The organism is Xanthomonas sp. NCPPB 1067 (assembly GCF_020783795.1).
Classification (GTDB): domain Bacteria; phylum Pseudomonadota; class Gammaproteobacteria; order Xanthomonadales; family Xanthomonadaceae; genus Xanthomonas; species Xanthomonas melonis.
Map to the genome: position 1 here is coordinate 17,370 of NZ_JAJGQG010000019.1, position 25,269 is coordinate 42,638.

Annotated in this window: 20 protein-coding genes; 10 read left to right on the plus strand and 10 right to left on the minus strand. The window is 66.7% G+C overall.

Going from position 1 to position 25,269, the window contains the following annotated elements; translation table 11 throughout:
• Positions 1-96: 96 nt before the first annotated feature.
• Both LL962_RS14365 and LL962_RS14370 read right to left on the minus strand, forming a co-directional pair.
• On the minus strand, positions 97-1,491 hold the full coding sequence (locus LL962_RS14365; protein WP_228317400.1) for a sigma-54-dependent transcriptional regulator: 1,395 nt from the start codon (positions 1,489-1,491) through the stop codon (positions 97-99).
• A gap of 186 nt (positions 1,492-1,677) precedes the next feature.
• Entirely contained in the window at positions 1,678-3,291 is a 1,614-nt protein-coding gene (locus LL962_RS14370; RefSeq protein ID WP_104586654.1) for a sensor histidine kinase, read from the minus strand.
• A 230-nt stretch (positions 3,292-3,521) separates the two neighbouring features.
• Here LL962_RS14370 and sucC point away from each other — a divergent pair, with 230 nt between their 5' ends.
• Both sucC and sucD read left to right on the plus strand, forming a co-directional pair.
• On the plus strand, positions 3,522-4,691 hold the full coding sequence (gene sucC, locus LL962_RS14375; protein ID WP_029220456.1) for an ADP-forming succinate--CoA ligase subunit beta: 1,170 nt from the start codon (positions 3,522-3,524) through the stop codon (positions 4,689-4,691).
• A gap of 24 nt (positions 4,692-4,715) precedes the next feature.
• Complete coding sequence (gene sucD / locus LL962_RS14380; RefSeq protein WP_104586653.1) at positions 4,716-5,591, plus strand: succinate--CoA ligase subunit alpha; 876 nt, start codon at positions 4,716-4,718, stop codon at positions 5,589-5,591.
• A gap of 61 nt (positions 5,592-5,652) precedes the next feature.
• Here sucD and LL962_RS21045 read toward each other — a convergent pair whose 3' ends face one another.
• Complete coding sequence (locus tag LL962_RS21045; protein ID WP_441004872.1) at positions 5,653-5,841, minus strand: hypothetical protein; 189 nt, start codon at positions 5,839-5,841, stop codon at positions 5,653-5,655.
• Positions 5,842-6,104: 263 nt separating this feature from the next.
• Here LL962_RS21045 and LL962_RS14390 point away from each other — a divergent pair, with 263 nt between their 5' ends.
• Both LL962_RS14390 and LL962_RS14395 read left to right on the plus strand, forming a co-directional pair.
• Positions 6,105-6,497 carry an endonuclease domain-containing protein gene (locus tag LL962_RS14390; protein WP_228317401.1) on the plus strand — a complete coding sequence of 131 codons (393 nt, stop codon included), beginning with the start codon at positions 6,105-6,107 and terminating at the stop codon, positions 6,495-6,497.
• A gap of 1 nt (position 6,498) precedes the next feature.
• Positions 6,499-8,139, plus strand: coding sequence for an NAD+ synthase (locus LL962_RS14395; RefSeq protein WP_228317402.1), 1,641 nt, complete (start codon positions 6,499-6,501; stop codon positions 8,137-8,139).
• A gap of 383 nt (positions 8,140-8,522) precedes the next feature.
• Here the strand turns inward: LL962_RS14395 and LL962_RS14400 are convergent, their stop codons facing one another.
• Positions 8,523-9,404, minus strand: a complete 882-nt coding sequence (locus LL962_RS14400) for an outer membrane protein assembly factor BamD (protein WP_104586649.1) — start codon at positions 9,402-9,404, stop codon at positions 8,523-8,525.
• 120 nt (positions 9,405-9,524) lie between these two features.
• On the opposite strand from LL962_RS14400, the gene rluD reads away from it, so the two are divergent.
• The 4 genes from rluD to LL962_RS14420 are packed head-to-tail and all read left to right on the plus strand — an operon-like array spanning position 9,525 to position 12,276.
• Positions 9,525-10,520: a 23S rRNA pseudouridine(1911/1915/1917) synthase RluD gene (rluD, locus tag LL962_RS14405; protein WP_104586648.1), complete on the plus strand. Its 996-nt coding sequence runs from the start codon at positions 9,525-9,527 to the stop codon at positions 10,518-10,520.
• A gap of 1 nt (position 10,521) precedes the next feature.
• Positions 10,522-11,328: a peptidoglycan editing factor PgeF gene (pgeF, locus tag LL962_RS14410; RefSeq protein ID WP_104586647.1), complete on the plus strand. Its 807-nt coding sequence runs from the start codon at positions 10,522-10,524 to the stop codon at positions 11,326-11,328.
• Positions 11,325-11,855 carry a DUF4166 domain-containing protein gene (locus LL962_RS14415; protein ID WP_228317435.1) on the plus strand — a complete coding sequence of 177 codons (531 nt, stop codon included), beginning with the start codon at positions 11,325-11,327 and terminating at the stop codon, positions 11,853-11,855. Before pgeF ends, LL962_RS14415 begins: the two co-directional genes overlap by 4 nt.
• Complete coding sequence (locus tag LL962_RS14420; protein WP_228317403.1) at positions 11,842-12,276, plus strand: thiol-disulfide oxidoreductase DCC family protein; 435 nt, start codon at positions 11,842-11,844, stop codon at positions 12,274-12,276. The genes LL962_RS14415 and LL962_RS14420 overlap by 14 nt, the downstream gene beginning before the upstream one ends.
• A 153-nt stretch (positions 12,277-12,429) precedes the next feature.
• Here LL962_RS14420 and LL962_RS14425 read toward each other — a convergent pair whose 3' ends face one another.
• The 6 genes from LL962_RS14425 to LL962_RS14450 form a co-directional block, all read right to left on the minus strand.
• Positions 12,430-14,289 (minus strand): methyl-accepting chemotaxis protein, encoded by a 1,860-nt coding sequence (locus LL962_RS14425; protein ID WP_228317404.1) that lies wholly within the window; start codon positions 14,287-14,289, stop codon positions 12,430-12,432.
• Positions 14,290-14,849: 560 nt separating this feature from the next.
• On the minus strand, positions 14,850-17,288 hold the full coding sequence (locus LL962_RS14430; RefSeq protein ID WP_228317436.1) for a membrane-bound PQQ-dependent dehydrogenase, glucose/quinate/shikimate family: 2,439 nt from the start codon (positions 17,286-17,288) through the stop codon (positions 14,850-14,852).
• A 432-nt stretch (positions 17,289-17,720) separates the two neighbouring features.
• Positions 17,721-19,088, minus strand: coding sequence for an alpha,alpha-trehalose-phosphate synthase (UDP-forming) (gene otsA, locus LL962_RS14435; protein ID WP_104586642.1), 1,368 nt, complete (start codon positions 19,086-19,088; stop codon positions 17,721-17,723).
• Entirely contained in the window at positions 19,085-20,863 is a 1,779-nt protein-coding gene (locus LL962_RS14440) for a glycoside hydrolase family 15 protein (protein WP_228317405.1), read from the minus strand. The genes otsA and LL962_RS14440 overlap by 4 nt, the downstream gene beginning before the upstream one ends.
• A gap of 45 nt (positions 20,864-20,908) precedes the next feature.
• On the minus strand, positions 20,909-21,667 hold the full coding sequence (gene otsB, locus LL962_RS14445; RefSeq protein WP_228317406.1) for a trehalose-phosphatase: 759 nt from the start codon (positions 21,665-21,667) through the stop codon (positions 20,909-20,911).
• A gap of 206 nt (positions 21,668-21,873) precedes the next feature.
• Positions 21,874-24,309, minus strand: coding sequence for a TonB-dependent receptor plug domain-containing protein (locus tag LL962_RS14450; protein WP_228317407.1), 2,436 nt, complete (start codon positions 24,307-24,309; stop codon positions 21,874-21,876).
• Between the two features lie 203 nt (positions 24,310-24,512).
• On the opposite strand from LL962_RS14450, the gene LL962_RS14455 reads away from it, so the two are divergent.
• Together LL962_RS14455 and LL962_RS14460 are read left to right on the plus strand one after the other, a co-directional pair.
• Positions 24,513-24,986, plus strand: coding sequence for a DUF3574 domain-containing protein (locus tag LL962_RS14455; protein ID WP_228317408.1), 474 nt, complete (start codon positions 24,513-24,515; stop codon positions 24,984-24,986).
• A 48-nt stretch (positions 24,987-25,034) separates the two neighbouring features.
• Positions 25,035-25,247, plus strand: a complete 213-nt coding sequence (locus LL962_RS14460; protein ID WP_228317409.1) for a hypothetical protein — start codon at positions 25,035-25,037, stop codon at positions 25,245-25,247.
• Positions 25,248-25,269 lie beyond the last annotated feature (22 nt).

Below are 25,269 nucleotides of genomic sequence, written 5' to 3' on the forward strand. Positions count from 1 at the left end.
CTACCTTCCAGCAGGGTCTGTGCAGCAGTGCGGTCACCCATCCCCAATGCCAAATCCCCAATCCCCAATGACGAATCCCCAATCCCGGCCTTCCAGCTACTCCATCCCCAGCTTCTTGAGCTTGTAACGCAAAGCCCGAAAGGTGATGCCGAGCTGCGCGGCGGTCTTGGTCTTGTTCCAGCGGTTTTCTTCCAGCGCCTTCTGGATCGCGGCGCGCTCCAGTTGCTCGATGTAAGAGGGCAGGGCGGCCGAGGCGGGGTCGATGTCGACCACCGCTTCGCGCGGTTCGGCCGCGGTGGCGCCGGTGGGGGCGGCCAGGCGGTGGCCGCCATGGGCGGGCAGGCGCAGGTCGCTGGCGCTGATCTGGTCGTCTTCGGCCAGGGCCAGGGCGCGTTCGAGGATGTTTTCCAGCTCGCGCACGTTGCCGGGAAAGCCGTATTGATCCAGCGCGTCCAGGGCCGAGGGGGTCAGCAGCGGAATCGGCCGGCCGTGGCTGTGGGCCAGCCGCGCGATGATCGCGGCGGCCAGTTGCGGCAGGTCGCCGCTGCGCTCGCGTAGCGGCGGTACGCGCAGTTCGATCACATTGATGCGGTAGTACAGGTCGTGGCGAAAGCGGCCATCGGAGACCAGGTCGCCCAGGTCCTTGTGGGTGGCCGAAAGAATGCGCACATCCACCAGGGTCTCGCCGGACGCGCCGACCGGGCGCACCGATTTTTCCTGGATCGCCCGCAACAGCTTGACCTGCATCTGCAGCGGGAGTTCGGCCACTTCGTCCAGGAACAGGGTGCCGCCATGGGCGGCCTGGAACAGGCCGGGCTTGTCGGCGTGCGCGCCGGTGAAGCTGCCCTTCTTGTGGCCGAAGAATTCGCTTTCCATCAGTTCGGCGGGGATGGCGCCGCAGTTGACCGGGATGAACGGCCCGGCCGTACGCGCGCCCTGTTCGTGGATGGTACGCGCGACCAGTTCCTTGCCCACGCCCGATTCGCCGACGATATAGACCGGCGCCTGGCTGCGCGCGACCTTGGCGATGGTGGCGCGCAGGCTCTCCATCGCGCTGGAATCGCCGAGCAACCGGCTGGCCTGCTCGGGCGGCGGGGCAGGCGCCGCTGCCCGGTCGCGGTTGTTCAATTCCAGGGCGTGCTTGACCAGGCCACGCAGCACACTGATGTCCACCGGCTTGCTGACGAAGTCGAACGCGCCGGCCTTGAGCGCTTCCACCGCCAGGTCCATGCTGCCGAAGGCGGTGATCATCGCCACCGGGGTCTGCGGGTAATGCTTGGCGATTTCGGTGACCAGCTCGATGCCGTTGCCGTCGGGCAGGCGCATGTCGGTCAGGCATAGGTCGTAGGGGTTGCTGGCCAACAGCTCGCGCGCTTCGGCCAGGTTGGCCGCCGTGCTGATGCGCAGGCCCATCCGCCCCAGGGTGAGAACAAGCAGTTCACGGATATCGCGCTCGTCGTCGACGACCAGGGCACTTTTCGGTTCGTTCATGTTGCCCACGATAGCCCAGCGTGATGACAGTCCACAATTGTCGGCGCTATTCGACCCGGAGCGTCATCCCCCTTGCGCGAACGGTTTACGCAGCGGGGTTGGAAGGGGTTGTCGGCCACCTGCCGCAGGGTGGAACCGCAACGGGGCGTCGGGCGCGCCGATCTGCCCGAGCGGCGACGCATCGGCTCACTTGCCCAGCAGCCCGTTGGGTCCTTGCAACAGGATCCGGAAGCAGGCACCGCCGCCGGGCACCGGTACGTAGTCCAGTTGCGCCTGATTGGCGCGGCACAGCTCCTGGGCGATGTACAGACCGAGCCCGGTGCCGTGTTCGGAGGTGGTGTAGAAGGGGCGGAACAGCTGGGCGGCCACCGTTTCCGGAATGCCCGGGCCCCGATCGACCACATCGATGATGGCCATGCGCTCCTGGTGTTCGACGCGCAGCTTCACCCGCGCCGGTTCGTCCATGATCCGGCCGTACTTGAGTGCGTTGTGTACCAGCGCGGTCAGGATCTGGTGCAGGTGCTTGGGATCGACCAGCGCATGCACCGAGCTGCCCTGGATGCTGGCCTCGAGGATGTCGGTTTCCATCGACAGCGTCTGCCGGTACTCGACCACGAAGCGGCGGACGAAGGCGGCCAGATCCAGGTTTTCGGGATTGGCGCGCTCGCGGCGGGCCAGCCCCAGGACGCTTTCGACGATGCCGTTGGTGCGCTGGCACTGCTGGTGGATGATCTGCAGCAGGCGGCGGTCGGCATCGCCGATATCCGGCGACTCTTCCAGCAGCTGCGAGGCGTAGTTGATCGCCGCCAGCGGGTTGCGGATCTCGTGCGCCAGGCTCGCCGAGAACCGGCCCATCGCCGAGAGCGTGAGCGACTCGGCGCGCCGCGACACTACGCTGGAATCGTCCAGGAACACCAGCACCAGGTCGCTGTCGGCCAGCAGGCGGACGAAGCGCGGCTGCACCTCGGGGCGGTCGGCGCCCAACTGCAGGGGCGATTCTTCCTGGCGCCAGCCGCTGCGCCAGCGTTGCAGGCGGCGCGCCAGTTCCGGGGTGAGCGTGGCCAGCGACAGCTCGGTGGTGGCCACGCGCCGATCGGCGTCGCCCAGCAGTGCCAGCGCGGCCTCGTTGGCCAGGCTGATGCGGTTGTGCGCATCGATCACCAGCACGCCGGTGCGCAGACGGCGAATGATCAGTTCGTTGATCTCGTACAGATTGGCGACCTGCGCGCCGCGTTGTTCGGCCAAGACCTGATTGCGGCGCGCGCGCGAGGCGATCTGTTCGCAGATGAAGGCCACCGCGACGTAGCTGGTGACGAACATCGCAAGTTCGGCCACCGGGCGCGCGGCGGCCCCGCCTTCGAGCAGGGTCCACAGGTATTCGAGCACGATGGCGGCGCTGGCGAGTACCGCCACGCTCATGCCGTAGCGCAGCCGCAGCAGGGTCGCGGCGGCGGCGACATTGAACAGCAGCATCATCGCGATGCCGGCGCTGGCGCCGGGCAAGGCGTGCGTGGCCAGGGCGGCGGCCAGGATGTCGGCCACCACCGCGCACAGGACGGTGGCGGTCAGGCGGCGCTCGTTGCGGCCCCAGAACAGCAGCGGGATGGCCATCGACAGGTAGCCGATGGCCACTGCCGCGGCCAGGCGCGGATAGCGCGGCCCGGGGATGGCATCGGACAGCGGGCTGAAGACCAGTGCGGCGATCAGCCCGGCCACCAGGACCCGGTACAGCGAGAAAAAGTACAGCTCGCGCTGTGGCGCCGACCGGATCCGGTCGATGAGCGATGCGCTGAATGCCACGCCGGGCCCCTTTGCTGAAACGTGACGCGAGTATAGGCAGCTGCGCGGTCGCCCATGGCCACAGGGGCTCGGGATGCCGTGCAACCGCGCAGATCCGGCCGGCAATATCGCCGAATTTTGCGCCGCACGGCGCGGTCGGCCACAATAGGCGGCCCGTTCGCGTCCCATGACGTGCCGCCCCGGCGGTCTGCGTCGCACGCAGCGGTCGTTTCCTTTTCCCACGGTGACGCATGAATTTCCACGAATACCAGTCAAAACAGCTGCTTGCCGAGTACGGCATCCCCGTTCCGGCCGGCAAGGTCGCGGCGACCCCGGACGAAGCGGTTGAAGTCGCCAATTCCCTGGGCAAGGGCCCCTGGATGGTGAAAGCGCAGATCCACGCGGGCGGCCGCGGCAAGGCTGGCGGCGTCAAGTTCTGCAAGACCACCGACGACGTGAAGGCCGCAGCGGCCAAGATGCTCGGCACCAAGATGTCCACCTACCAGACCGCCGGCGTCGAGCTGCCGGTCAACCTGGTGCTGGTGACCACCGCCGGCGAGATCGTCAAGGAGCTGTACCTGTCGATCCTGGTCGACCGCGGCACCAAGACCATCACCTACATCGCCTCCTCCGAAGGCGGCGTGGAGATCGAGCAGGTCGCTGCCGAAACGCCGGAGCTGATCCACTCGCTCAACGTCGATTTCGTCGAGGGCGTGCAGGGCTACCACGGCCGCGATTTCGGCTTCAAGCTGGGCCTGACCGCCAAGCAGGCCGGCCAGTTCGCCAGCATCATGGTGAACCTGTACCGCCTGTTCAACGAAAAGGACCTGGCGCTGGTCGAGATCAACCCGCTGGCGATCCTGGACGACGGCAACCTGTACGCGCTGGACGGCAAGTTCGACAGCGACGACAACGCCGCATTCCGTCAGAAGGCACTGGTCGCCATGCGCGACAAGACGCAGGAAGACGAGACCGAAGTGACCGCGTCGGAGTTGGACATCAACTACGTCACCATGGACGGCAACATCGGTTGCATGGTCAACGGCGCCGGCCTGGCCATGGCCACCATGGACGTCATCAAGCTCAATGGCGGCGAGCCGGCGAACTTCCTGGACGTGGGCGGCGGCGCGAACAAGCAGCGCGTCATCGAAGCGTTCAAGCTGATCCTGTCTTCGGACAAGGTCGAAGGCATCTTCGTCAACATCTTCGGCGGCATCGTCCGCTGCGACATGATCGCCGAAGGCATCATTGCCGCGGTCAAGGAAGTGGGCGTCAAGGTGCCGGTCGTGGTGCGCCTGGAAGGCACCAACGTGGAAGAAGGCAAGCAGCTGCTGCGTGACAGCGGCATGGCCATCATCCCGGCCGACAACATCAACGACGGCGCCAAGAAGGTCGTTGAAGCTGTCAAGAACGCTGCCTGATCCACGACACCGAAGGAACTATCCATGTCCGTTTTGATTAACAAGAACACCAAGGTGATCGTGCAGGGCTTCACCGGCCAGCAGGGCACCTTCCACGCCACTCAGATGATCGAGTACGGCACCCAGGTCGTCGGCGGCGTCACGCCGGGCAAGGGCGGCACCACCCATATCGATCTGCCGGTGTTCAACACCGTGGCCGACGCCGTGCAGAGCACCGGCGCCGATGCATCGGTGATCTACGTGCCGCCGCCGTTCGCGGCCGATGCGATCCTGGAAGCGGCTGCGGCCGGCATCAAGGTCATCGTGTGCATCACCGAAGGCATCCCGGTGCTGGACATGCTGCGCGTCAAGAACGTGCTGACCCGTTCGCATCCGGACACCGTGCTGATCGGGCCGAACTGCCCCGGCGTGATCACCCCGGGCGAGTGCAAGATCGGCATCATGCCGGGCCACATCCACAAGCCGGGCAAGATCGGCATCGTGTCGCGTTCGGGCACCCTGACCTATGAAGCGGTCAAGCAGACCACCGAAGTGGGCCTGGGCCAGAGCACCTGCATCGGCATCGGCGGCGATCCGATCAACGGCCTGAACTTCGTCGACTGCCTCAAGCTGTTCAACGAAGACCCGCAGACCGAAGGCATCATCATGGTTGGCGAAATCGGTGGCGACGCCGAGGAAGCCGGTGCCGAGTACATCAAGAACCACGTCAAGAAGCCGGTCGTGGGCTTCATCGCCGGTGCTTCGGCGCCAGCCGGCAAGCGCATGGGCCACGCCGGTGCGATCGCCTCGGGCGGCAAGGGCACGGCCGAAGGCAAGTTCGCGGCGATGGAAGCCGCTGGCGTCAAGACCGTCCGCTCGCCGGGCGATCTGGGTGCAGCGATCGCCGCGCTGGTGAAGTAAGCGCTCTTCACGCGTGAGCGTGAGCAGTGGAGGCCGCCTTCGGGCGGCCTTTTTTTGGCCCTCATCCGCCCTTCGGGCACCTTCTCCCGCAGGCGGGAGAAGGGAGCAACAGCAACGGCAACGGCAACGGCAACGGCAACAGCAACGGCAACGGCAACGGCAACGGCAACAGCAACGGCAACGGCAACGGCAACAGCAACAGCAACAGCGACAGCAACAGCAACAGCGACAGCAACAGCAATCGCGACATCAGGAGATGCTGCTGACTGAGATCATGTTCCAGGGAATGCTCGGCCGATCGTTACCGGCCTGATCGACGGAGCACGCCACGGTCATGCAACTTCCGCTGCCCAAGCTCCCGCCGGCTGCGACATCCCCTCTCCCGCTTGCGGGAGAGGGGTAGGGGTGAGGGCGCCTTCCCCGCGGCGATCCCCGACGCCAAAGCGCCATCAGCACCGATAGCGCCACCCGCGCGGTACAAGCCACCATGGCCCCCTCCTGCCGGGAATGCCCATGCGCCACGCCGCCAAGACCGGATTCGCCAAGCACCTGCGTCGTGAGATGACCGCAGCCGAGCGCGTACTTTGGTATCGGTTGCGCGATCGACGCCTGCTCGGCTTCAAATTCCGGCGTCAGTGTCCCATCGGGCTCTACATCGTCGATTTCGTCTGCCTCGCCCAGGCGTTGATCGTCGAAATCGACGGTAGCCAGCACCTGCTGCCCGACGCGGACGCCACGCGCGATGCCTTCCTGCGCCGCGAGGGCTTCCAGGTGCTGCGCATCTGGAATAATGCAGTTCTGGCAAGCTGCGACGACGTCTGCGAGGTGATCGCACGAGGTCTGCTTGCGGCGCATTCCTCCCTTCCCGCTTCCGTGCTTCGGAAAACTCACGCACAAGGCCGTTGACATGTCCCAGACGCTCCGCATCGCCATGGCCCAGTTCGACTTCCCGGTCGGTGCGGTGGCCCAGAACACCGACCGCATCATCGCCTTCATCGAGGAGGCGCGCGACGAATTCGGGGCCGACATCGTGCTGTTTCCCGAGTTGGCGATCAGCGGCTATCCGCCGGAAGATCTGCTGTTGCGGCCGGGTTTCCTGGCCCATTGCGAGCAGGCGTTGATGCGGATCGCCGCGGCCACGCGCGGCATCGTGGCGGTGGTGGGCTGGCCGCAGAGTGCCGGTAGCGTGGTGTACAACGCCGCCAGCGTGCTGCGCGACGGGCGCATCGAAGCCACCTACCGCAAGCGCGAGCTGCCCAATTACGCGGTGTTCGACGAGCGGCGCTACTTCGACGTGGACCCGGATGGCGAGGACTGCGTGGTCACGGTCAAGGGCGTGCCGGTGGGTGTGGTGATCTGCGAGGACCTGTGGTTCGCCGAGCCGCTGGCGCGGACGGTGCAGGCCGGTGCCGAACTGGTGCTGGTGCCCAATGCCTCGCCTTACGAGCGCGGCAAGCATGCGCAGCGCGATGCGCTGCTGGCCGAGCGCACGCGCGAAAGCGGCGCAGCGATCGCCTATCTCAATGTGGTCGGTGGTCAGGACGCGCTGGTGTTCGACGGTGCCTCGGTGGTGGCCGACGGCAACGGTACCGTGCACCCGGCGGCGGCGGCCTTCGTGGATCAATGGCTGGTGGTGGACTACGCCGCCGGTGCGCGTAGCTTCACGCCGGTGGTCTGGGTGGATGACGGCGACGAAAGCATGGACGCACTGGCCTGGCGTGCGGTGGTGCGGGGCCTGCAGGACTATTGCCGCAAGAACGGCTTCGGCAAGGTCTGGCTGGGCCTGTCCGGTGGCATCGACTCGGCGCTGGTGCTGGCGATGGCGGTGGATGCACTGGGCGCCGACAACGTCACTGCCGTGCGGCTGCCCTCGCGCTATACCGCCGGTCTGTCCAACGATCTGGCCGCCGAGCAGTGCCGCGCGCTGGGGGTGAAGATGGAAACCATCGCGATCGCGCCGGCCTTCGAGGGGCTGCTCGCCGCACTGGGGCCGCTGTTCGAAGGCACCCAGCCGGACATCACCGAGGAAAACCTGCAGTCGCGCAGCCGTGGCGTGATCCTGATGGCGTTGTCCAACAAGTTCGGCGGGCTGCTGCTGACCACCGGCAACAAGAGCGAGTACGCAGTGGGCTACGCCACCATCTATGGCGATATGTGTGGCGGTTACGCGCCGCTCAAGGATCTGTACAAGACCGAGGTGTTCGGGTTGGCCAAGTGGCGCAACACGGTGGGCGGCGCACCGGTGATTCCGCCGGCAGTGATCTCGCGCCCGCCGTCGGCCGAGCTGCGCGACAACCAGACCGATCAGGATTCGCTGCCGCCCTACGATGTGCTCGACGGCATCCTGTACCGCTATGTCGATCAGGAGCAGTCGCGCGACGACATCGTCGCGGCCGGGTACGCGGCCGACACGGTGGAGCATGTGCTGCGGCTGGTGCGGCTCAACGAATGGAAGCGCCACCAGGCCGCGCCCGGGCCGAAGGTGTCGCGCCGTGCATTCGGTCGCGAGCGGCGCTATCCGATTACCAATGGGTATCGCGGCCAGTAAGGGCGCGCTGCAGCGCATGCCGTCTGCGGGTGCGCGGTGCTGCGGGAGAGAGGGCCAGAGCGCGCAAGCCTTGCGGCAGTGTTCCGCGAGGGTACTTGCCGCATGGCCTGGGCGCTGAAGCTGGAACGATTCGCCGGAACGGGGGGTGCTGGCCTGGCGGACCTTGGCGGTTGGGCCTGCGGGGGCGCCTGCGATTTCGTCGCCGACCGCAGCCGCCCGCAATGCCTGGTCATGGGGCAGTGCACAGACGGGCGGCCGCATGCCCGTCTGCGCTCCCGAACGTCGGCGCAGGCAGAACGGCTGTCGCCATCGCGTCGGCAGGACCAGCAAAAAGCAAAGGGGCCTTCCGGCCCCTTGCTGCGTTCGTGCGACGATCGAAGATCTCAGTCGCGGTTCATTTGCGCATTGCGCTGACCGCTTGCAGCGGACTTCTCGCCGGCGAACGGATTGAGCTTGCGGATCGCCCAGGGGTACTTCGGCCACTCACCGACCAGCCATGGATGTTGCGGGCTGTTGAGTTCGAGCACGCGGCGGGCGTCGGCGGCCAGGGTCTTGTTGCCCAGATGCGTGTAGGCCTCGGCCAGCACGGCAATGGCGTCGTACTGGTAGGCACTCTGCGGATAGGTTTCCAGCAGGTAGTTGGCGCGGCCGGCCGCCGACACCCAGGCATTGCGGCGCAGGTAGTACAGCGCGTTGTCCAGCTCGTGCTGGGCGAAGATATCGCGCAGTTCGATCATCCGCAGACGCGCATCGGCGGCGTAGCGGCTGTTCGGGTAGCGATCGGTGACGGTGTTGAAGTCGTTGTAGGCCTGCTGCGGCGAGGACAAGTCGCGGCGGCTGGGGTCCAGCGACCAGACCCGGCGCAGGAACACGGTATCGCGATTGCTGTTGGCCAGCCCGCGCAGGTAGTACAGGTAGGCGATGTTGCGGTGGGTCGGATAGGTGCGGATGAAGCGGTCGACGCTGGAGACGGTGTCTTCATGCTTGCCGGCCTTGTACTGCGCATAGGCGGTTTCGATCATCGCCTGCTCGGTGTACGGGCCGTAGGGATATTGGGCGATCAGGCGCTTGTAGCTGGCTTCGGCGCCGGCCCAGTTGCCCTTCTCCATCAACTCGTGACCCTTGCCGTACAGTTGCTCGACCGGCATGCCCTCGTCGGGATTCTTGTCCTTGGCGCCGCGGTGACAGCCGGTGACGACGAACGCCATGACCAGCATGAGGGCAATCAGGCGCGCAGGCGCGGAAAACGTGGACCGTCGGATCATGGGTCTGGGCAGGACGCATCAGGAAAACGAAAGGGCGATGATAGCCTAGTGGCCTGTCCGGCGACTGACTCCTGCCGTCCGGACCCCCAAATTCCCGTTTTTGCCCGAGTATCCGTGTCCATGTCCGACCCATCTGCCGACCCCGCCGACTCCTCCATCCGTCAGGCGATCGTGCCCGACAGCGCCGCAGGGCGGCGTTTCGACGCGGTGCTGGCCGAGCTGTTCCCCGAATTCTCGCGTTCGCGCCTGTCGGAGTGGATCAAGTCCGGCGATGCGCTGCTGGACGGCGAAATGGCGCGGCCGCGCGATACCTTGCGCGGCGGCGAGAGCGTGCAGCTGCAGGTGGTGCTGGAGACCCAGACCCATGCCGCGCCGCAGGATATCCCGCTGAACGTGTTGTACGAGGACGAGCAGGTGCTGGTGATCGACAAGCCAGCTGGCCTGGTGGTCCACCCGGGCGCCGGCAACCCGGACGGCACCCTGGTCAATGCGCTGCTGTTCCGCGACCCCGCGCTGTCGGCGGTGCCGCGCGCCGGTGTGGTGCACCGCCTGGACAAGGACACCAGCGGCGTAATGGTGGTGGCGCGTACCGTGCAGGCGCAGACCGCGCTGGTGGAACAGCTGTCCGCGCGCGACGTGCACCGCCAGTACCTGGCGGTGGTGGTGGGCGCACTGGTTTCAGGCGGCACCGCCAATGCGCCGATCGACCGCCATCCGCGCGATCGCCTGAAGATGGCGGTGCGCGACGACGGCCGCGATGCGGTCACCCATTACCGTCTGCGGGAGCGCTACCGTGCACACACCGCACTGGAATGCCGGCTTGAAACCGGCCGTACCCATCAGATCCGCGTACACATGGCGCATCTGAAATCGCCGATCGTCGGCGACCCGCTGTATGGCGGCGCGCTCAAGCTGCCCAAGGGCGCCACCGACGCGTTGGTGCACGAGCTGCGCAGCTTCAAGCGTCAGGCGCTGCATGCCGAAACCCTGGAGTTCCTGCACCCGGTCAGCGGCGAGCCGGTACGCGCCACTGCGCCGGTGCCGGCCGACCTGCAGCGGCTGATGGCCGCGCTGCGCGAAGACAGCGCACGCGCCGCCGAGCTGGCGCGCCGCTGAGATGAGCATGGTTGCGCCCTTCATCCTGCCAGCCGACTGGCCGGCGCCGCCCCGTCTGCGGGCGCTGACCACGCTGCGGTATGGCCTGGGCGTGTCGCCGGCGCCGTTCGATACGCTCAACCTGGGCAACCGCAGCAGCCCCGAAGGCGATACGCCTGAACGGGTCGAGCGCAATCGGTCCCTGCTGGTGCAGGCGTTGGCGCTGCCGGGCACGCCGCACTGGTTGCGTCAAGTGCACGGGGTGGGGGTGGTGCGGGTGGGTGCAGCGCCGGTTGCATCCGTTGCCCGTTCCGAAGAGGGCGGCGCCGATGCGCCGGAGCCGGTGGCCGATGCGGCCGTGACCGAGGTGCCGGGCGTGGTGCTGGCGATCCTGACCGCCGATTGCCTGCCGGTGGTGTTCGCTGCCGTCGATGGCAGCGAGGTGGCGGCCGCGCATGCCGGGTGGCGCGGTCTGGCCGATGGCGTGCTGGAGCGCAGCGTGGCGGCGATGCGTACGCCGGCCTCGCAACTGATGGCCTGGCTGGGGCCGGCGGCCGGGCCGCAGGCCTACGAAATCGGCCAGGAGGTGTTCGATGCCTTCACCCACGCTGATCCGCAGGCACTGGCGGCCTTCGTCGTGACGCGGCCGGGTCATTGGCGGGTGGATCTGTATGCGCTCGCCCGCCAGCGCCTGCAGCGCGCCGGCGTCCGCGCCGATGCGATCCATGGCGGCGGCCTTTGCACGATTTCCGATCCGCAGCGTTTCTATTCGCATCGCCGCGACCGTCGCAGCGGACGCATGGCCACCTTGGCCTGGATCGCCCCCTGAACACGCCGCTGTTCGCGCAGGTACTGGGCCATGCGGCATTCGCGCAGTTGCCGGAGCCGGTGCGCGCGCTGCATTCGGTGCGGCAGCGGCAGACCTTTGCCGGACAGGCCCAGATCCGGCGTGGCCGGCACGTGCTGGTTCCTTTGCTGGCATTGCTGAGCCGTCTGCCGCGCAGCGGTGCGGTGGCGGTGGAGGTGGACTTCCTGGTCGATGCGCGGGGCGAGCGCTGGCACCGTCGGTTCGCCGGTCTGCCGATGTACTCGCGGTTATGGCGCGATGGAGAGCGCCTGCGCGAGCACCTGGGCGCAGTGCGCTTCGAGTTCGCATTGCGCGCCGATACGCAGGCGGTGTACTGGCAGGCCACACGCGTGTGGGCGTTCGGGTGGGTTCCGCTGCCTGCGCGTTGGTTCGAACAGGTGCGGTGCCGCGAGCATGCCGATACCGGCCGTTATGGATTCCTGGTCGACGTGCACCTGCCGCTGGTGGGGCCCTTCATTCGCTACGAGGGTTGGCTTGAACCGCGTTGATAACTCACGGACCGATCCGCGCACCGCGCCGGCCACCATCGTGTTCGACGGGGTCTGCCTGTTGTGCAACGGGTGGGTCAAATTCTTGCTGCGTCACGATCGACGCGGGCGTTATCGCTACGCCGCGATGCAGGGCCAGTCCGGGCGCGCGCTGCTGCAACGGCATGGGCTGGACCCGGACGATCCGTTGTCGTTCCTGCTCGTGGAGGGCTGCGGCGCCTGGACCGATAGCGATGCCATCGTGCGCGTGCTGGCGGGCCTGGGCGGCCCGTGGCGGCTGGCTGCGGTGTTGCGCATGATTCCGCGAGGGTTGCGCGATAGCGGCTATCGGCTGATCGCGCGCAATCGTTATCGCTGGTTCGGCCGCAGCGAGCACTGCATGCTGCCCACGCCCGAACAACGCGCACGGTTCCTGGACTGACGTACTGCGGCGTGGATGGGGGAGTTTCTATCCTGACATCGCGATCGGGCACACCGATGCGCTGTTCGTGGGAGCGCGCTAAGCGCGACCGGCATGCCGGGAAAGCGCTGTCGCGCCCGGGTGCGCTGCTACAAATCGCGCGATTTCCCGGGCCTACGCTGCGTTATGGAAGCTGGCGCGCACGACAGTGGAGGGGCGGGTGTCGGGCTGCAGACGGAAGATCGCCACCGCATCGGCCAGTTCTACCGCCTGTTCCTCCAGGCTGCGCGCGGCGGCGGTGGCTTCTTCCACCAGCGCGGCATTGCGTTGGGTGACCTCGTCCAGCTGCGCCACGGTGCGGTTGACCTGTTCGATACCGCTGGATTGTTCGGCGCTGGCCGCGGTGATCTCGCCCATGATGTCGGTGACATGCTTCACCGAGCCGACGATCTCGCGCATGGTCGCGCCGGCGCGATGCACCAGGCCCGAGCCCAGTTCCACCTTGTCGGTGGAGTCGGCGATCAGCGTCTTGATCTCCTTGGCGGCATCGGCCGAGCGCCGCGCCAGGGCGCGCACTTCCGAGGCCACCACCGCAAAGCCACGGCCCTGCTCGCCGGCGCGCGCCGCTTCCACGGCGGCATTGAGCGCCAGGATGTTGGTCTGGAATGCGATGCCGTCGATGACGCCGATGATCTCGCCGATCTTGCGCGAGGCCGTGCTGATCTGGCTCATGGTGGCGACCACGTCGTCCATCACCTGGCCGCCACTCTGCGCGACTTCGCCGGTGCCCACCACCAGGCGGTTGGCCTGCAATGCGCTGTCGGCGTTCTGCTTCACGGTGGAGGTCAATTCCTCCATCGAACTGGCGGTTTCTTCCAGGTTGGCGGCCTGTTGTTCGGTGCGCTCGGACAGGTCGGTGTTGCCGGCGGCGATTTCCACCGCGGCCTGGCGAATGGTGTCGGAGGCGGTCTGGATGCCGCCGATGATCTCGGTCAGACGCGCGACGGTCTGGTTGGTGTCGTCGCGCAGACGCGCAAAGATGCCGTGCGCATCGCCGTCCACGCGCTGGGTGAGGTCGCCCTCGGCCAGCGCGCCGATCACGCGTGCCAACGCCGCAAGGTGGGTCTCCACCGAGTCGTAGATGCGGTTGATGCCTTGCGCCAACGACAGCAGCACGCCGTCCATGCCGTCGACCTGCATGCGGCGGCTGAAGTCGCCGGCCGATGCCGCGTCGATGATCTGGATCAGCGCCTGCTCGGCGTTGACCTGCGCGGTGACATCCATCCACTGCGCGATGGTGCCCAGCTTGGTGCCGTCGGCAGCGATGATCGGGCTGTACACGAAGTCGATCTGGCGGCCGAAGAACGGGGCGCGCACGGCCTTGGATGCATTCAACGCGCGCATGCGGTCGATGGCCGCCTGGCTGTCCGGATAGATGTCGCCGATGCTGCCGCCGACGAACCCTTCGGCATTGAAGGTGGGGCGGAAGCTCTGCACATCCGGCTCGATCAGCTTGAGCATCGCCAGCAGCTTGCGGTTGGCGAACAGCACCTGGCCATCGTCGTCGGCGATGCGGATCATGGTGTCCAGGTCGTCCAGCGCCTTGATCACGAATTCGCCATGCCGCAAGCCTTGTTCCATGACGTCGATGCGGATGGCCAGCTTGTCCTGGGTCACCTGCAAGGCATGCAACAGCGGGGCGAGTTCGCCCGACGCAGTGCGCAGGTCCAGGCGCTGGAACCGCTCTTCGCCGATCGCCGTGACCACCGCGAGCGCCTGCTGCAGTTGCGCTCGCTTGGCGCGACGTGCCCACCAGGCGATGCCCGCGCTGGCAGCCACCGCGGCCAGTAGCGCCGGCAGTAGGCGGCTCAGGCCGTGCCAGACGCCACCCGGCATCAGCGCGGCGGCGTAGAGCGCCAGCAAGACCAGCAACCCTGCCGGCGCGGCGGTCGCCAGCCAGGCAGCCCAACCGGCGCGCGCACCGGTCAGGCCGGCCGACGGTCGCGAAAGGGGGGCAGTGTGTTTGGGCAACATGGGCTGAGCTCGACTGGCGTGGTCTGGGATGGGGGATGGGTATCCGGCAGTCCGTGGTCTGCAAGGGAGATATCGGCAGCCGAGCCTGAATCATGATGGGGTGAAGGCTGCCGTTGGTCGGAATGCGCTTGCCGATCAGTCGAGTGAGCGGATGTCATTGATTCCAGAGCGAATTCTGCTGCACCCAAGCGGCGTGCAGGGAAACTTCCCGGGCAAACAGGTGTCCGGAAAATGTAAATTCGATGTGAATTCGGTCCACTGGGAGCAGGCAGACCGGCACGCGAACACGGCGGCTACGCGACCTCACGTGCCGCAGGAAGCTGGCGCGTGGCACATCCGCATGCGCAGGCTGCTCCATGACCGCAGCGCAAGCTGGCGCCAACTGCGGCATCGGCGCATCGGCCAGATCGGCTTCCCCCTTGCACCGAGATGCGAACGCACGCCGTCGTTGGGCTGCGTCGGTCGTCCGGCAGCCCAACGCGCGCTGCCAGGCGCCACTGGCCCATAAAAAACCGGCCGTCTTGCGACGACCGGTCGAGTGGTGACGCCCGAAGCAGGGGTTACCTGGCCGGGGCGGGCTGTGCGTCGTCCGGCAACGTCCAGGCGATCACACTGTCGCCGGACTTGGTTTCCATACGGTCGTGTCCACCCACCGCGGCCACGATGTACTGCTTGCCATCGATGGTGTAGCTCATCGGCGCACCCTGCGGGCCGGCCGGCACGCGGGTCTCCCACACCTGCCTGCCGGTGCGGGTGTCGAAGCCGCGTATGAAATCGTCCAGGGTCGCGCCGATGAAGGTCACGCCGCCGGCGGTGGTGAGCGAGCCGCTGTTGTTGGGGGTGCCGATCTCGAACTTGGTCCTGGACGGCACGCCCATCGGGCCCTGGTCATAGCCGGTGCCCAGCGGGCGCCGCCACAGCACCTGCTGGGTGCGCAGATCGACGCCGGCGATATAGCCCCACGGCGGCGCCACGCATGGGGTGTTGAGCGGCGACATCCACGGCTCCTTGCGGGCACCGTAGGCCAGGCCCTTCTGCGCCATGTAGCCGGGCGTCCTGCTCTTGCCGTCGAACACCGACACCACGCCCAGTTCGTCCATTTTTTCGCGGGTATAGACCTGCAGGGTGTAGGGCAGGCGATTGCTGTTCATCACCATGATGCCGCGCTGCAGGTCCACCGAGACGCCGCCCCAGTTGATGCCGCCATGGTTGCCGGTGAAGGCCAGCGAGCCCTGCAGGGTCGGCGGGGTGAACATGCCTTCGTAACGCAGCTTCTTGAACTGGATGCGGCAAGCCAGCTGGTCGAACGGGGTCATGCCCCAGGCATCGGATTCGATGATGGTCTCCACCTCGCGGCTGGGCGCGCCCACGGTGTTGGGCATGCCGGGCGAGATCGGCTGGGTGGCCGCGGTCCAGTCGCCGTGATCAGTGCCCTGCGGTACCGGGATCTGCTTGACCGGCATCAACGGTTCGCCGGTGGCGCGGTCCAGCACGAACACCTGCCCGGACTTGGTGGCCTGGATCACCGCCGCACGGGTGCCGCCGCCGGCCACCGGCCAGTCGACCAGGTTCGGCTGCGGGCCGATGTCGTAGTCCCACAGGTCGTGGTTGACGGTACGGAAGTGCCAGCGCTCCTTGCCGGTGGCCGCATCCACGGCCACCAGCGCGGCAGTGTATTCCTCGTCCTGCGGAGTGCGGCCCTTGCCGAAGAAGTCGCCGGAGGCATTGCCGGTGGGCAGATAGACCAGGCCCAGCTCGTCGTCGGCGGCCATCAGCGACCACACGTTCGGCGTCGAACGGGTATAGGTCTGTCCGGCCGGCGGCTCGGCGGTGATCGCCGGATTACCCAGGTCCCAGGCCCAGCGCAGCTGGCCGGTCAGCGCATCGAAGCCGCGCACCACGCCGGACGGCGCGTCGCCCTCCTGGCCATCGCGTACCTGGCCAGTCGGCTGGATCACCACCCCGCGCATCACCACCGGCGGCGAGGTCGGGCCCACGAAGCCCGGCTTGGTGTTGCCGGTGCCGGCATTCAGATCGACATACCCGTTATTGCCGAAGCTGGTGCACAGCTTGCCGGTTTGCGCATCCAGTGCGCCCAGGCGGCCATCGACCATTGGCCAGAAGATCCGCGTCGGGCACTCGGCGGTGCCTTGCGGCGCCTGGTAGTAGGACACGCCACGGCAGGTGGTGGCAGCCACGCCGGCCATCGCCTTCGGATCGGTCTGCGGATCGAAGCGCCAGCGCTCCTTGCCGTTGGCCGCCTCCACCGCGATCACCTTCTGGGTGGGGGTGCAGATGTACAGCAGGTCGCCGACCTTGAGCGGGGTGTTCTGGAAGGCATAGCCCAGCTTGGAACCGGCCGGCTTCAGATCGCCGGTATGGAATTCCCAGGCGACCTTGAGATCTTTCACGTTGTCTGGCGTGATCTGCGCACCGGGCGTGTAGTGATTGGACAGATTGGAACCGGCATATGCGGTCCAGTTGCTGGCGTCGTGATTGGCGGCGACGTTGCCATCGGGGCTGGGTACGGTGCCGCGGCTGAAGGCCGCCGCATCGTTCGGCGGTTGCTGGGACGCATCGGCCAGCTCGACGTTGCGGGGCACGAACAACGGCCACAGGATCAGCGCTGCTCCCAGCACCGGCAGCACTCCGGCGACCACCGCGTAACCCAGGGCCGACACCGGCTGCATGCGCCGACGCGCCACGCCCCAGAACGGCAGCAGCACCAGGCCCAGTACCGAAATCCAGGCCAGCCGCGGGACCAGGCCCCAGCCGTCCAGGCCCACTTCCCACAACGCCCAGGCGATGGTGGCAGCCAGCGTGGCGCCAAACAGCCATAGGCCGGCGCGTTTGCCCAGCGCGAGCAGTGCACCGGCCGCGAACAGGGCAATACCGGCCAACAGGTAGTACCAGGAACCGCCGACGGCCACCAGGCGGCCGCCTTCGTAGGCGAGGACCGCGCCGAGCACGGCGATCACGAGCGCATAGGCCACCAGCAACCAGGTGCCTGCCCCACGTTTTGAGGATTGATCAGTCATTTTGAGATGTCAGGAAGGACCTGGGGCCGCAGCGGGCGACAGGTCGTGGAGGGAGACAGGTCGCTCGGTGGCAAGGATTGCCGGCGGCCTGGATATGAACGCGCAGCCCCTCCCAGGGTCCTCTGCGCCAATCATGCGAATATTTTAGCCCCCAAGGCGCTGCGTGTCCGTGATGGAATGGGAACCAGCGTTCCGGACTGCACGCCAGGCGTACCGGACCATGTGTTTGCGTCGGAACGCGCGTTGCGGTGGAAGGCGCGGAGAACTGCAGGTCGCCTGCGGTTTTGCCCTCATCCGCCCTTCGGGCACCTTCTCCCGCAGGGAGAAGGGATCAGATGTCGGGCTCCCGCAGGGAGACGGGATCAGATGCCGGACTTTCGCAGGGAGAAGGGATCAGATATCGGCGAGCGCCTGCAGATAGCGCTGGCGCCAGTGACCGATATTGTTCTTGCGCAGGTGGTCCATCATGGCGTGCCAGCGTTCGATGCGTGTGGCCAGCGGCATGCCGGCGGCAGTGGCGATCGCATCGGCCACGCCGTCCAGGTCGTGCGGGTTGACCAGCAGGGCTTCCTTCATCTCGTCCGCTGCGCCAGCCAGCAGGGACAGCACCAGAACGCCCGGATCCTTCGGGTCCTGTGCGGCGACGAATTCCTTGGCCACCAGATTCATGCCATCGCGCAGCGGCGTGACCAGGCCCACCGACGCGGCCCGATAGAAGCCGGTCAGCGTGGCGTGGCTGAAGTTCTGGTTGACGTAACGTAGCGGGGTCCAGTCGGGTTCGGCGTGCCCGCCATTGATATGGCCGGCGATCTGCTCCAGCTGCCCGCGCAACTGCCGGTATTCGGTGACGTCGCCACGCGAGACCGGCGCGATCTGCAGATAGGTCAGGCTGCCGGATTGATCGGGATAACGTTCCAGATAGCGCTCGAAGCCCTGGAACCGCTCTGGCAGGCCCTTGGAGTAATCCAGGCGATCCACGCCGATGGCCAACTGACGGCCGCGCAGACTTTCGCGCAGATCGCGCACCGATTGCTTGCCGACTGCCGCCTTGGCCTGGTTGGCGATCAGATCGGTATCGATGCCGATCGGAAACGACGCCGCACTGAACCGGCGTCCGCCCGGGCCTTCCACCTGGTCGCCCTCCAGCACCCGGCCGCCCCCGAACAATCGCACATAGGCCTTGAAGCGCTCGGCATCGCGCTGGGTCTGGAAGCCGACCAGATCGTACGCATAGAACGTACTGAACAAACGCGCGTGATCGGGCATGGCCTGCACCAGATCGGCCGAGGGCATCGGCACATGCAGGAAGAACCCCATCTTGCAGCCCACGCCCAGCTCGCGCAGCATCGCGCCGAGGGGAATCATGTGGTAGTCGTGGATCCACAAGGTGTCGCTGTCTTTCAGCAGCGGCGCGAGTTTTTCCGCGAACAGCCGATTGACGCGCATATAGCCTTCGCGGGTGGCGCGATCGTAGTCGACCAGATCCAGGCGGAAGTGCAGCAGCGGCCACAGCGTGCGGTTGGCGAAGCCGTTGTAGTACGAGTCGATGTCGCGCTTGTTGAGGTCCATGGTGACGAAGGTGATGTCGCCTTCGGTCTGCTCGTGCAGGCCGCCGCTATCGCCGCGCACGGTCTTGCCGCTCCACCCGAACCACATGCCGCCACGTTCCTTGAGCGCGGCCAGCAACCCCACCGCCAGACCGCCGGCCCGGTTTTCACCGGGAACCGCGACGCGATTGGACACCACCACCAAACGACTCATGACGCCTCCTGCCAGCTCCGCGACAAGCGCATCGCTGCGATGATCAAACCGACGTGCGAATAGGTCTGCGGGAAATTGCCCCAGGCTTCGCCGTCCTCGAACGATAGGTCTTCCGACAGCAAGCCGAGGTGATTGCGGCGCGAAAGAATTCGTTCGAACAATTCACGTGCTTCGTCCTTGCGGCCGATGGCAGCGAGCGCATCGATGTACCAGAAGGTGCAGATGGTGAAGCTGGTTTCCGGCTCACCGAAGTCATCCGGCGCGATGTAGCGATACAGCGCATCGCCATGCTTGAGCACGCGGCCGACCGCTTCGACCGTGCGCACGAAGCGGACGTCGTCGTTGGCGACGATGCCGATATCGGCCAGCAACAGCAGCGATGCATCCAGGCGGTGGCCGCCGAGCGTGTCGGTGAAGTGGCCGCGCTCCTCGCTCCAGGCCTCATTCAATACGCGTTCGCGGATGCTGTCGGCGCGCTCGCGCCAGTACGCCACGCGCTCGGGCAGCACCAGTCGATCGGCGATCTTGGACAGCCGGTCGCAAGCCGCCCAGCACATTGCCGCGGTGTAGGTGTGGACCTCGGCGCGGCCGCGGAATTCCCACAGGCCGGCATCGGGCACGTTGTGCAATGCGTAGGCACGCTCGCCCAATGGCTCCAGCCGGCGGAAGGTGTCGGCATCGCCCTGATCCTTCAGGCGCAGGTCGAAGAACAGCTGCGTGGAGGCCAGCACCACGCTGCCATAGACGTCGTGCTGCTGCTGGATCCAGGCCAGGTTGCCGCGGCGTACCGGGCCCATGCCGCGGTAGCCGGCCATCGTCTCGACTTCGTGCTCTTCCAGCTGCGATTCGAAGCCGATGCCATAGAGCGGCTGCATGGTGCCGTCGCTGGTGGCGATATTGAAGATGTAGCCGATGAACTGCTCCATCGTGCGGGTGGCGCCGAGCCGATTGAGCGCGCGCACCACGAACGCCGCATCGCGCAGCCAGCAGTAGCGGTAATCCCAGTTGCGCGGCGTGTTCGGCGCCTCCGGGATCGAGGTGGTCATCGCGGCAATAATCGCGCCGCTGTCCTCGTACTGGCACAGTTTGAGCGTGATCGCGCTGCGGATCACCGCTTCCTGCCAATCCAGCGGAATGGAGAGGTAGCGCACCCATTCGCGCCAGTATTCCTCGGTGCGCTCCTGCGCTTCCTGCACATAGCCGGTCAGCGAGCGGGTCAGCGATTCGTCCACGCCCAGCACCAGACTGACCGGGTGGCTGAGCACGAACGGCAGCCCATCGCGCACGAAGCGCACCGGCACGTCGGTGGTCAGGCGCAGGGTGAATTCCGGCAACACCCAACGGATGTGATTGCTGCCCCAGGTGGTCTCAGGCATGCGGCCGCCCCAGTCGGCCAGCGGGCGCGCACGCACGATGATGCGCGGGTTGCCGGCCAGCGGGCGGATCTGCCGGATGATGCTCACCGGCCGGTAGAAACGGCCGTTGTTGCGCCAGCGCGGCGCGAAGTCGATCACTTCGACTTCGCCACCCTTGCTGTCGCGCAGCACCGTGCGCAATACGGCGGTATTGGGAAGATAGTGCTGCTCGCTGCTGGCGAAATCTTCCAGCTCCACGGCGAAGTCGCCGCCCTCGGTCTTGGGCGACAGCAACGCACAGAACGCGGGGTCGCCGTCGAAGGCGGGCAGGCAACTCCAGACCACGCGTGCCTGCCGATCCACCAACGCGCCGAAGCTGCAGTTGCCGATGACGCCCAGATCCAGGTTTGGCTCGGTCATGAAGTACGAACAATCCTATGCAATGACGAAAGGGAAAGCGGGCGCTCAGGCGCCGCGTGCATTTTGTTGCAGCCACGCATGCACGGCGGCGGTGCCTGGCACGCGATAGCGCGCGCTAGTCTGGACACGGTCGCCCACCAATACGCTCCAGCCGCCCAGCCGGTTGGCGGCGTCGAAACCGAATTCGTCGGTGAGATCGTCGCCCACGAACACCGGCGTACGGCCGGCGAAGGCGCCTTGCTGCATCAGCTGTTCGACCGCCAGGCCCTTGTTGCTGCCTTCGGGTACGAACTCCACGACATGATCGCCAGGCTGCAGGCGATAACCGGTGAGCTGGGCGATTTCGTCCTGCGCGAAGGCGAGCACGTCGGGTCCCGCCAGCGGCTGCGCGCGCCAATGCAGGGCGACGCTGACGCCTTTGTCTTCGACCAGCACGCCGGGGTGACGATGCGTGAGCGCGGCAGCGCGTTGGTGCAGGCCATGCAGCCATTCGGGCGTGTCCTGCGGCATCGCTGCGCGCGCCGCAGTGTCGCTGCGCAGCTCGTGGCCGTGCAGGCCGGCGGCCGGGAGGATCAGCGGAGCGAACAGGGCGTCCAGCTGTGCCAGCGGCCGCCCGCTGACCAGGGCGATGGCGCCATTCAGACGCACGCTGAGGCGGCCGATGGCCGCACGCACCTCAGGCAATAGCCGCACCGCCTCGGGGCTGTCGGCAAAGTCGATCAGGGTGCCGTCCACATCCAGGAACAATGCGCAGGCATCGTCCAGCAATGGCGGCGACGGAAGGGGGGAATACACGTCTGCCATCCGCGCAGTGTGCGCAAGACGGTGTGAGATTCAGGTTATGGAACGGCTGGGATGTCCCTTCTCCCGCCGGGAGAAGGTGCCCCGCAGGGGCGGATGAGGGTACGGGCGAAGCCTGTCGGAGTTTGGCTGCACGAGGGCTTCGCCCCGTACCCTCACCCCAACCCCTCTCCCTGAGGGAGAGGGGCTTTAAAACATTTCGCTCTAGCTCAGAACGAGTACCGCACCCGCCCATACCAATACGCGCCATTGCTGCCGATCGGCGAGAGCACGTCGTAAGGCAGGTTGCCGAAGTAGGCGATGTCGTCGATGGAACGGTCCGAGTAGTTGTCCAGGATGTTCTGCCCACCGATGGCCAGCGTCCATTGCGTGCCCAGGCGGTATTCGGCTTCCAGGTCCAGCTGCCATTCGGCACCATAGGTCTGGCGCGGAACGAAGCCGCCGCCGAAATCGAACACCCGCGTGGCGCTGCCGTAGCGGTTGACGCGCGTCTGCAGGTTCCAGCGTTCGTTGCTCCAGTTGGCGGCAAGCGCGGCGCGGGTACGCGGTGCGGCGTCGGTGAGCGTATTGCTTTCCTCCACACCGAACAGCACGTATTCCGGGTTCAATGCGAGCAGTTGGGCCGGGGTGGCGATGATGTTTTCCAGCTCGGTCTTGGCGTAGCTGTAGGTGCCGGTCAGCAGCAGGTCGCCGCCGAAGGCGTACTGGCGCCAGTTGGCGACCAGCTCGGCACCGCGGGTGCGGGTGTCGGCGGCATTGAGGAAGTAGCTGGCGCTCTGCACACCGGTAACGCCAAAGTTCTGCTGCACGAAGTCGGTCAGCGCAGCGCCGGTGATGTCTTCGGACAGTGCGATGCGATCGTTGATGTCGATCTGGAAAAAGTCCAGCGACACATCGAAGTGATCGCCCAGCTTGCTGGTGAAACCCAGACTGTAGTTGACCGACTTCTCCGGCTTCAGATCGGTGGCGCCGAGCGCGCGCGCGATGGGGTTGTTGACCGACAGCAGACGGCCCTGGGTCAGGCGGCCAGCGGCGTCGTAGCCGGTGGAGGTTGCCTCGTAGCCGATCTGGCTGAGCGAGGGCGCACGCACGTTGTTGGAGATGGCGCCACGCAGCGCGAAGGCCGGCGCGAACGCGTAGCGCGCGGCCAGCTTGCCGGTCCACTGGCTGCCGAAATCCTGGTAATGCTCGTAGCGGCCGGCCAGGTCGGTGGAGAGCTTGTCGCCGAACTGGCTGGACACGTTGGCGTAGGCGCTGGCCACGTTGCGCGACAGGTCGGCTTCGTCCTGCGGGGTGAGCCCGCCGCCGGCCTGCGAGCCGGTGGGGCGATCGGTGAACGGGCCGGCCGCGTAGCTGGCCGGGTCGCCGGCATGGGTACGGTACTGCTCGCGGCGGAATTCGGCCCCGGTGCCGAAGGTGTGGGTGGCGCCGGCGGCGTCGAATACGCGAGTCAGATCGACGTTGCCCACGGTCTGCGCGAAGGCGAAATCGCCGGTCTTGAAGCGCGTGGTGCTGGTCGGCCCCAGCGAGGCATTGAGCGAATTGCGCAGCCGGTAGGTGAAGTCGTTGCGGCCGTGGTTGACGCTGGCGTCGTAATCCCAGTCGCCCCATTGCCCACGCGCGCCGGCGACGAGTTGCAGGTCGCGATTCTCGCCTTCGGAAATCGGCCGATAACCGTTGGGATAGAGTTCGCGCCAGTTGGCGCTGCTGTCCGGGTAACGGAAGTAGTTGGCGCCCTCGGTATCGCGCTGGTTGTAGGTACCGAAGGCGTAGAACTCGCCGGTGGCGCTGAACGGAATCTTGGTATTGAGCCAGGCGTTCAGGCCCTTGGTGGCGCCATCGCCGAGCACGTAGTTGCGCCGGCCGGCCAGTGCCAGATTGGCCGGTGTCTGTTCTTCGAACGAGGGAATCCGGTCGAAGCCGGCGCGGTTGGTGGCCTCGCGGTTCTTCAGTTCCAGGCCGACCTTGAAGAAGCCGCCGTCCTCGCCCAGCAGCGTGCCGACCTTGGCGCTGGCATAGCTGGTCTGGCCATCGGTGACGCGGCGATTAATCGGCTCAACGTCGGTGTTGTAGGCGCCGAAGCTGGCTTCCAGTTCGCCGCGCTCGGGGTTGTCGTCCAGGATCACGTTGATGACGCCGGCGATGGCATCGGAGCCGTATTGCGCGCCGGCACCGTCGCGCAGCACTTCGATGCGCTTGATCGCGTTGATCGGGATGGAATTGAAATCCACCGGCGTGGTGCCTTTGCCGATCTTGCTGTCGGTGTTGACCAGCGCCGAAGTGTGGCGGCGCTTGCCGTTGACCAGCACCAGCACCTGGTCGGGCGAGAGCCCACGCAGCTGCGCGGCGCGGATATGGTCGGCGCCTCCGGAGTTGGACTGGCGCGGGAAGTTGAACGAGGGCAGCAGCGCCTGCAGCGCGCTGCCGAGTTCACCATTGACCACGCCGGCCTTGCGGATGTCCTCGGCGGTGAGCACGTCCACCGGCACGGTCGATTCCAGCACGGTGCGATCGCTGGCGCGGGTGCCGGTCACGATCACCGTGTCCAGGGTGGTGGCGCCGGCCTCGGTCTGCTGGGCCTGCGCATTGGCGCTCAGCGCCGCGGCCACGGCCAGGCCGATCACCGAAAGGGTGGGGCGGGTCATGCTCTCTCTCCTGCAACTGCAACGCGCCGCGTGATGGCATCCGGCCGGGTGGCGCGCAAAGGGATGGAATTGTCCACATTCATCCGGATGGAGAGATATTATCGCGTTGTTCAGGCCCGTGCGAGATGTCACAGTGCGCACGCCGGCATCAGCTGATGCCGGGCGCGCATGAGCCCGCCCCCGAACCTGTTGTGGAGAAGTCGATGAAATTGCTGCCGTCCTGCCTGCTTGCTGCCATGCTGGCGCTGAGTGCCTGCGCCACCACGCCCGCCAGTGCACCGGCCTCGACCACCGCCAGCCTGCAGGGCGATGCGGCGCGGCCGGCTGCGGCGCACGGTTGGGTGCGCAGCGAGCTGTACTTCGGGGTAGGCGAGGAAACCGGCCCGGCCGACCGCCCGCAGACCCGCACCATCGGCGAGGCGCAGTGGCGCGCCTTCCTGGACAAGGAAGTGACGCCGCGCTTTCCGGACGGGCTGACCGTGTTCGACGCCTACGGCCAGTGGCTGTTCCGCGGTGCCAAACAGCCGAACCGGCTCGGCACCAAGGTGCTGGTGATCCTGCACGAAGACACCCCGCAGCGGCGCAACGACATCGAGGCGATCCGGCTGGCGTGGAAGCAGGCCACCGGGCACCAGTCGGTGCTGTGGTCGCGGCAGGCGGTAGAGGTGTCGTTCTGAGCGGCAGTGTCGGCGTGAAGACCGGCAGGCCAGCGGCGCTGCCTGAGCATGGGATGTCGTCGGCTGCGATCGGCGGATGTCGCCTGGGCCGCTTTCTGCGGGCGTTCCGCATGGGCGACCACGCGGCGCTATCTGATCAAGGGCGATCGCCTGCAGGCGCTGGACGTGAACCTGGACCAGTCGCGGGTGCAAGTGCGTTATCGCAGCGCCCGCCATGCCGTGATCGACGACCGGATAGGCGCCGATGAGGCGATACCGTGATGCCGTGCTGGCCGGTCGCCAC